Here is a 6,188-nt window from a genome sequence, read left to right as displayed (position 1 = left end):
CGACTACATCGAAATGTTCTACAACCCGAAACGCAAGCATGTCAGAAACGGGATGCTGTCGCCGGTAGAGTTCGAGATGCGGCAGAAAACCTAACCCGAGGGTGTCTACGAAACTCGGGGCTATTCACTCTGTGGCCAGCGGGAGCAAGCAACATAATCAGGCTGCTTGGGATTGTCGGCGGCACCCAGCGAGTTGCTTCATGCCGGCGCGCTCGACGGCGGATATATGGACGAAAACGTCCAATCCGCCTTCACCGTTAGGCGTGCTCAGCGAACGTCAAAGGGACACGGTGCCTGCGCCGCAACAAACGACATAGGCACCTTATGCTCAACAAGGTGCGATCAACCTTCGTTGTACGCAGGCTGCGCCTTCAGCGTTTCTTTGGTGGCGTCGATGTAGACTCGAACGTCGTCGCCGCTGTCGTTACGCACGATCGAAACCTGATCGAGATTGACTGCGATGCGATGCTCGCCCATGCCAAGGAAACCGCCGATATCCAGCACCATCTGCTTGACGGAGCCATCGCTGTTCAGGATCAGCTTTACGACGTCGCCGATGTCTTCGTCGTTAGCGCCATAAACGCTGGCGCCTGTGAGAGTTTCCGAGGTCAGTTCCGCTGTTTCGGCATTGCGATAGCCGTCACGCTTGATGTCAGGCCGGACGAGGATCGTTCCGCCCTGCGGCACCGCAGCCGAGTTAACGGTGGCATCCGACTTGGTCGTCATCGCTGCATCGGCTTTTTCCATACGAGCCCTATACGCCGGCGCATCGGTCAGCATCTGCTTGTTTAAATTGACGACGAGAAAGAAGTCGTCTGCGTCATCGCCGTCCTTGACGAACTTGACGCTCTCCATTGGGATCGCTACGTCTTTTTCACCCATGCCGAGGAAGCCGCCGACACCGAGCACGACGGCCTTGACGGCCCCATCGCGGCTGAGGATGACATCGTTGACTTCACCGATATCGTCCCAGTCCTTATTGGCGCCCTGCTTGACGGTCATGTCGTTTGAGAGCTGTGCCTCGGTCGCGTAAATCCGCATACCGATGAAGTTCGATGCCTGGATGTCGGTCGCCTGCTGTTCGTACATCGTAATTGGGGCCATATTGGCCGCGTAAGCGTTGCCGCCGAGAAGGACGAGGGTCAGCGCAGTGGTGGTGAGAAAGTTATTCATGGTATCTCCCTGGATGCCGTGTTGCTCAGTTGCCGTCGCTGTACGGAGATGGCTTCAGCGGCAACTTAGGCTCTCATTAGTGAGCCAATCGAGCTAGTGAACTCCGTACAGCCTCAACTAATTAGAATGACCTTAGTTCCGACTTTTAGTTGATTGTGGATGGCTTCAGGCATCCTTGTCGTCGCCGGCGGACTTCACAAAGAGATGGCCAACGGGGCCGCGCTCCATCATCACCATGAAGGCCTTGTGACGAAGGTCGAGGGTATCCCGATCGGCCTGCGATCCGATCTGCCTCGCTTCCGCGAGCACGAGATCGGCATGGCGCCGCAGCGTCCGCTGCCGCATGATATCGGTCTCGCAGCTCATCACCGCCGTCAGCACCTCCAGAACCCGGATCAGCACCGCGGTGCTGCCGACGCCGTTTTGGCGGATCATGTGGAACATCGCATCCACCAGTCCGTCATAGGTAATGGCCGGCGTGACGAGCACCAGCCGTCCATCGATCAGCGTCAGCCCGGTCGACAGATGGCGGGGCACCATGTCGCACAGGGCCGCCCCCAGCCGATCGATGACGCTTATGGCGGTATGGGGATCATTGATGCCGGGGGAGAGGGCCCGTACCGCGACCTCGACGAGCTGGCGAATGGGAAATTCGAGATCCGAGGCACTGCCCCGCTGGCCTCCGAGCGCGGTCGCGGCCCTGATCGCATCCTCGCAGCCGTCGGTCTGCGGCCGGACGAGGGCGATCGGCGCACCGGGAAAGACATAGTCGCCCGGCCTCACCAGCAGATGGATGATGACATCGTTTTCCTTCGCCCAACCGGCAAGGCCTGCGCTGTCGAATTGCTGGAGATAACCGCTGCGGTCATCGCAGACGGGAACGGCATCGCGCCAGATCTCGATCGGCGGGGGTGCTGGCTGACGGGTATCGAGCGTGAGTCTGTCGATGGCGGTCCTGACGTCTTCGCTCACAAGCCCGATGACGGTATCGACATTGATGCGGCCGGCCATATGCCCGACGAAATAGATGAGCGTGCCCACGCTGACGATGGCGAGAAGAATGCCGAAGGAGAGTGAAAGATGGGGAACGAAGGCCCCGTCGCCCTGGGTGCGCACCGTGCGAAGGACCATGAGGGCATAGGAAAACGTGGCGAGGAAGACGCCGAGCGTCAACTGGTTGCCGCGGTCCTTGACGAAGTTGCGCAGTAGCCTCGGCCCCATTTGCCCGGCGGCGAGCGACAGCGCGGCGATCGTGATCGAGAAGACGGTGCCGGCGACGCCGATCGTCGACGACGCCACGGCACCCAGAAGGATGCGCGCGCCCGTTCCGCCGCCACTATAGAGAAGCGGACTGTTGAGAAGCCATGGCGGAAGAAGGCCGGCGGCATCAATCTGGACGAATGCAATCGCGAGCGAGATGCCAAGTAGGGTCATCGCGGCGGGCACGAGCCAGAATGTCTCGGAAATGGCAATAAGTAATTTGCGGAGGCGCGCCTTCACCGATGGTGGACCGGGTTGGTCCGCGATGCCTCGGCGCGGGACTTTTGAGGGGAAGGCTGTCGTTCAGGATGCAACATCGGCCACTCCCGCTCGTTCGGGTGAACCGCGGATGGCGGCGCACCGACAAAAAAAATCCGCAGCCGTTAGCGGCTGCGGATGAATGAGACGATCAGGCCTTGTCGACGACCTTCTTGACCTGTTCCTTGGCTTCGCCTTTGGCCTGCTGGGCATCGCCCTTGGCTTCCTGAGCGGCGCCCTTGGCCTTCATCGACTCGTCATCAGTGGCTTCGCCGACGCCCTGACGAGCTTTGCCGGCGATTTCGTTTGCTTTACCGGAAACTTTGTCTGCCGTGCTATCCATGAGAATTCTCCCTGTCAGAAACGTGATTGTTTCAAAGTGGGGAACTGGTGGTGGGGACATTCGTTCCTGATGCCATGAAAGATAGCGGCGGCAAAGACGGCCTTTCGCCCGTCAACCCGGCGGGGTTTCCTTGTCGAACAGGGTCTTGCGGGCGACCAGCCCAAGCGTTGATCCCTGCACCACGATGCTGAACAGCACGACGGCATAGGTTGCGGCGAGGATGGCCGACTTGGCGGGACTTTCCGGCAAAGCGAGCGCCAGGGCCACGGATATCCCGCCCCGAATCCCCGCCCAGGTGAGAAACGGGACGTTGCGATAGGAAATCAGTGCGCTGAAGGTGAAGACCAGGGCCGGAAACCAGACGGCGAAGTTGGTTCGGCGATCTGGTCAAAAGCGAACCGACGGTGGTGTACAGCAAAGGCGCCTATAATCGCAGCGAACTGCGCAAACAAAGACTATCCGAAGGGGAGATTCTGGCCGCTATCCGCAGTTCTGGCCATGGGAGTGAACTGACGATCGATGCCGTGATATTGGAAACTGATGGATCACTGAGTGTCCTGACGAAATGACCGGCATCCCATCTTGTTCCCCACTCGGAATGCCGCAGCCTGACGCCCTTCGTGCTCCCAGCAGGATCGGCCTGCGTCTGGCTCTCCTACGTCCAACACCAATTTTAGAACACGCATTGGTCGAAGCCGCCCGAATGCACCTTACTGCACGCGGCGATACACGGCCTCCTCCCATTACGACCTGCCGGCGCCGCTGCGGTGGATCATGGGCAACATCGGCATGCATTACATCCATCATCTGTCGAGCCGTGTGCTCTTCTGCCGGCTGCCCGAAGTGCTGCATGATCTCCCTGACTCGCCGACATCGGCCGCATTGTCTGTCTTATGTGATTCCCAGGAGGAACGGGGTCAAACGCCACGCCGAAGGCCGGTCTCGTCCGATTTTTGGGCGTGGGCGACCACGGCTCCGATGACCCACATGAAGGCGCAAAGCTGCCGGGCGCTTTACAGCCGCCCCACCGCTACTGAGGCCGAAAGCGGAAATTATTGCCGCTCGACCATCCAGTTGGCTGATGCCCAAAGTCCGGGCACAGCGGTGGCATCCCATAGTCGCTCGCGACCAATGAACGCAACGGGGCCGGGAGCGGCCTGGCTGCTTCGCGGACGCTATTGGCAAAAGCGGCTGTAGGAAAGGCTTCGTCCGCGCAGTAAGCGCGCCAATGAGCCATTGCACATTCCGTCGAACGCGCTCAGATCTGCCCGGCAGAATTGATGCAAGGCAACGGATGAGTTGTGTTAAGGTATTTCTGTCGGACATGGCTTTCAGCGCCTTGTCCGACACTCCTGCCGAGTCATGACTTGCGCCGTGAGTCTTCGGCCCTCGAGGGCCTCTATATGCCACAGATACCAACAGTGCATTTCGAAGCGGCAAGCACACTTGCCGTGGTGATGTCGTCCAACGAGCCGCTGCTGTTTCTGTCCGATGATCTGAGGATCATCGCGGCAAGCGCATCTTTCTGCCGAGCATTCGAGATTGCCCCGGCCTCTGTCACAGGCAAGCACCTCGGCGAACTCGGGCACGGGGAATGGGCCATGCCCAGGCTCGCGTCCCTGTTGACGGCGACCGTCACCGGCAGTGCGAGCATCGATGCCTATGAGATCGACCTTAAGCGACCGGACCAGAAAACGCGGCAGTTGATCATCAATGCGCGAAAGCTCGACGACGGCGACCTCGAGCATATTCGGCTGCTTGTCGCCATCACCGACGTGACCGACATGCGCGCTGAGGCTCGTCTGAAAGACGACCTGATTCGCGACAAGGCCATCCTTCTGCAGGAAGTCCAGCACCGGGTCGCCAACAGCCTGCAAATCATTGCCAGCGTTCTGATGCAGAGTGCGCGCCGTGTTCAGTCGGAGGAGGTCCGCGGGCATCTCCATGACGCCCGTCACCGCATCATGTCGATTGCGGCCCTGCAACGTCAGCTCTCCACCTCTGCCGGGGGCAGCGTGGAGTTGCATGCCTATTTCACGCAGCTTTGCCAAAGTCTCGGCGCATCGATGATTGCGGACCCAGAGCGGCTGTCGATCCAGGTGACGGTCGATGACAGCACCGTACCGGCGGATGTCTCCATCAGTCTGGGTCTTATCGTCACCGAACTCGTGATCAATGCTCTGAAGCATGCCTTCAGCGACGATCGCACGGGAACGATCGAGATCAACTATCGATCTTCGGGCAAAGACTGGACCCTCTCCATTTCCGACAACGGAATTGGAATGCCCATCGGGAACGAAGCGCCCAAGGCGGGGTTAGGCACCGGTATCGTCGAGGCACTCGTCAAGAATCTCGAAGGCGAATTGACAGTGAGCGACGCTGCCCCAGGGACGGTGGTGACGATCAGACATATGGACACTTCACGCCTTCGGACCGACTTTTCGCCGGCGGCCTAGGGACATATCGGTCCTGGAAGCGCCCAAGGCTGCAGAGCTGCGGCCATTCTCATACAGCGAGTGAACAATGAAGAACGGCAAACCGGTCGTCCTGATCGTGGAAGACAGTGCGATAATCCGCATGAGCGCAGTCGATCTCGTCTTGTCGGCGGGCTATGAAGCGCTGGAAGCGGGCGACGCCGACGAGGCGATCCGCATCCTCGAAGGACGGGATGACATCGATCTCGTGTTCACCGATGTGCAGATGCCAGGGACGATGGACGGTATCAAACTGTCCCACTACATTCGCGACCGATGGCCACCCGTGAAGCTGATCGTCGCATCCGGTGCGGCCATCGTCGAAGAGAGCATGTTGCCGGGCGGAAGTCGCTTCTTTCCCAAGCCCTACGATGACCTGACCATCACGGACGCAATGGCGCGCCTGCTTGCGAGCGACAACCCGAGGGCCAGCGCGATCTGATGCAGAAACAATTGCGATCCATTTTTCGCCTCCCACCGGCACTGATCAGCTTGCTTTAACGGATGTCCGCTTATGGCTAGGGGTGGAGGCAAGCTTCACGGCCGAAATGGCGGCGCAAAGCGGACAGGCTGCTCAAGCCGGAACCGGGCCGGTCAGTCACGGCGCAGCGCTTTCACCTCGTCGCTCATCAGTAACAGAAATGTGAATAGGTGTACGCTTACCTTTTAGCAGGCGCAAC

Annotated in this window: 7 protein-coding genes and 2 pseudogenes; 5 read left to right on the top strand and 4 right to left on the bottom strand. The window is 59.6% G+C overall.

Features of this window, described 5'->3' with window-relative positions; genetic code table 11:
• On the top strand, window positions 1-94 hold a 94-nt coding region (locus HV823_RS27300; RefSeq protein ID WP_343051870.1), incomplete at its 5' end, for an IS3 family transposase.
• Between the two features lie 248 nt (window positions 95-342).
• Here HV823_RS27300 and HV823_RS26275 read toward each other — a convergent pair.
• The 4 genes and pseudogenes from HV823_RS26275 to HV823_RS26260 form a co-directional block, all read right to left on the bottom strand.
• Window positions 343-1,173 carry a PRC-barrel domain-containing protein gene (locus HV823_RS26275; RefSeq protein ID WP_176952613.1) on the bottom strand — a complete coding sequence of 277 codons (831 nt, stop codon included), beginning with the start codon at window positions 1,171-1,173 and terminating at the stop codon, window positions 343-345.
• 165 nt (window positions 1,174-1,338) lie between these two features.
• On the bottom strand, window positions 1,339-2,673 hold the full coding sequence (locus HV823_RS26270) for a DUF2254 family protein (RefSeq protein WP_176952612.1): 1,335 nt from the start codon (window positions 2,671-2,673) through the stop codon (window positions 1,339-1,341).
• Window positions 2,674-2,842: 169 nt separating this feature from the next.
• Entirely contained in the window at window positions 2,843-3,034 is a 192-nt protein-coding gene (locus HV823_RS26265; RefSeq protein WP_176952611.1) for a CsbD family protein, read from the bottom strand.
• Between the two features lie 111 nt (window positions 3,035-3,145).
• Window positions 3,146-3,400, bottom strand: a pseudogene (locus tag HV823_RS26260) (cation:proton antiporter domain-containing protein); the annotation flags it as partial.
• 38 nt (window positions 3,401-3,438) lie between these two features.
• On the opposite strand from HV823_RS26260, the gene HV823_RS27480 reads away from it, so the two are divergent.
• The 4 genes and pseudogenes from HV823_RS27480 to HV823_RS26240 all read left to right on the top strand — a co-directional run bounded on the left by HV823_RS27480 (window position 3,439) and on the right by HV823_RS26240 (window position 5,950).
• A complete protein-coding gene (locus HV823_RS27480; RefSeq protein WP_176952610.1) occupies window positions 3,439-3,603 on the top strand; it encodes a YetF domain-containing protein in 165 nt (54 codons plus the stop codon).
• 45 nt (window positions 3,604-3,648) lie between these two features.
• Window positions 3,649-3,927, top strand: a pseudogene (locus HV823_RS26970) (fatty acid desaturase); the annotation flags it as partial.
• Between the two features lie 510 nt (window positions 3,928-4,437).
• Entirely contained in the window at window positions 4,438-5,490 is a 1,053-nt protein-coding gene (locus HV823_RS26245; RefSeq protein ID WP_176952614.1) for a sensor histidine kinase, read from the top strand.
• A 67-nt stretch (window positions 5,491-5,557) separates the two neighbouring features.
• Complete coding sequence (locus tag HV823_RS26240) at window positions 5,558-5,950, top strand: response regulator (protein ID WP_176952609.1); 393 nt, start codon at window positions 5,558-5,560, stop codon at window positions 5,948-5,950.
• Window positions 5,951-6,188: the final 238 nt, after the last annotated feature.

Origin of the sequence: Mycoplana rhizolycopersici (assembly GCF_013378445.1) — a bacterium.
Taxonomy (GTDB): Bacteria; Pseudomonadota; Alphaproteobacteria; order Rhizobiales; family Rhizobiaceae; genus Mycoplana; species Mycoplana rhizolycopersici.
Note: the sequence above shows the minus strand (reverse complement) of the source record. Positions and strands in the feature narration are given on the sequence as shown.

Excerpts from the sequence above, each read along its gene's own strand:
- HV823_RS26240 (WP_176952609.1), top strand. The coding sequence starts at position 5,558 with ATGAAGAACGGCAAACCGGTCGTCCTGATCGTGGAAGACAGTGCGATA.
- HV823_RS26265 (WP_176952611.1), bottom strand. The coding sequence starts at position 3,034 with ATGGATAGCACGGCAGACAAAGTTTCCGGTAAAGCAAACGAAATCGCC.
- HV823_RS26245 (WP_176952614.1), top strand. The coding sequence starts at position 4,438 with ATGCCACAGATACCAACAGTGCATTTCGAAGCGGCAAGCACACTTGCC.
- HV823_RS26275 (WP_176952613.1), bottom strand. The coding sequence starts at position 1,173 with ATGAATAACTTTCTCACCACCACTGCGCTGACCCTCGTCCTTCTCGGC.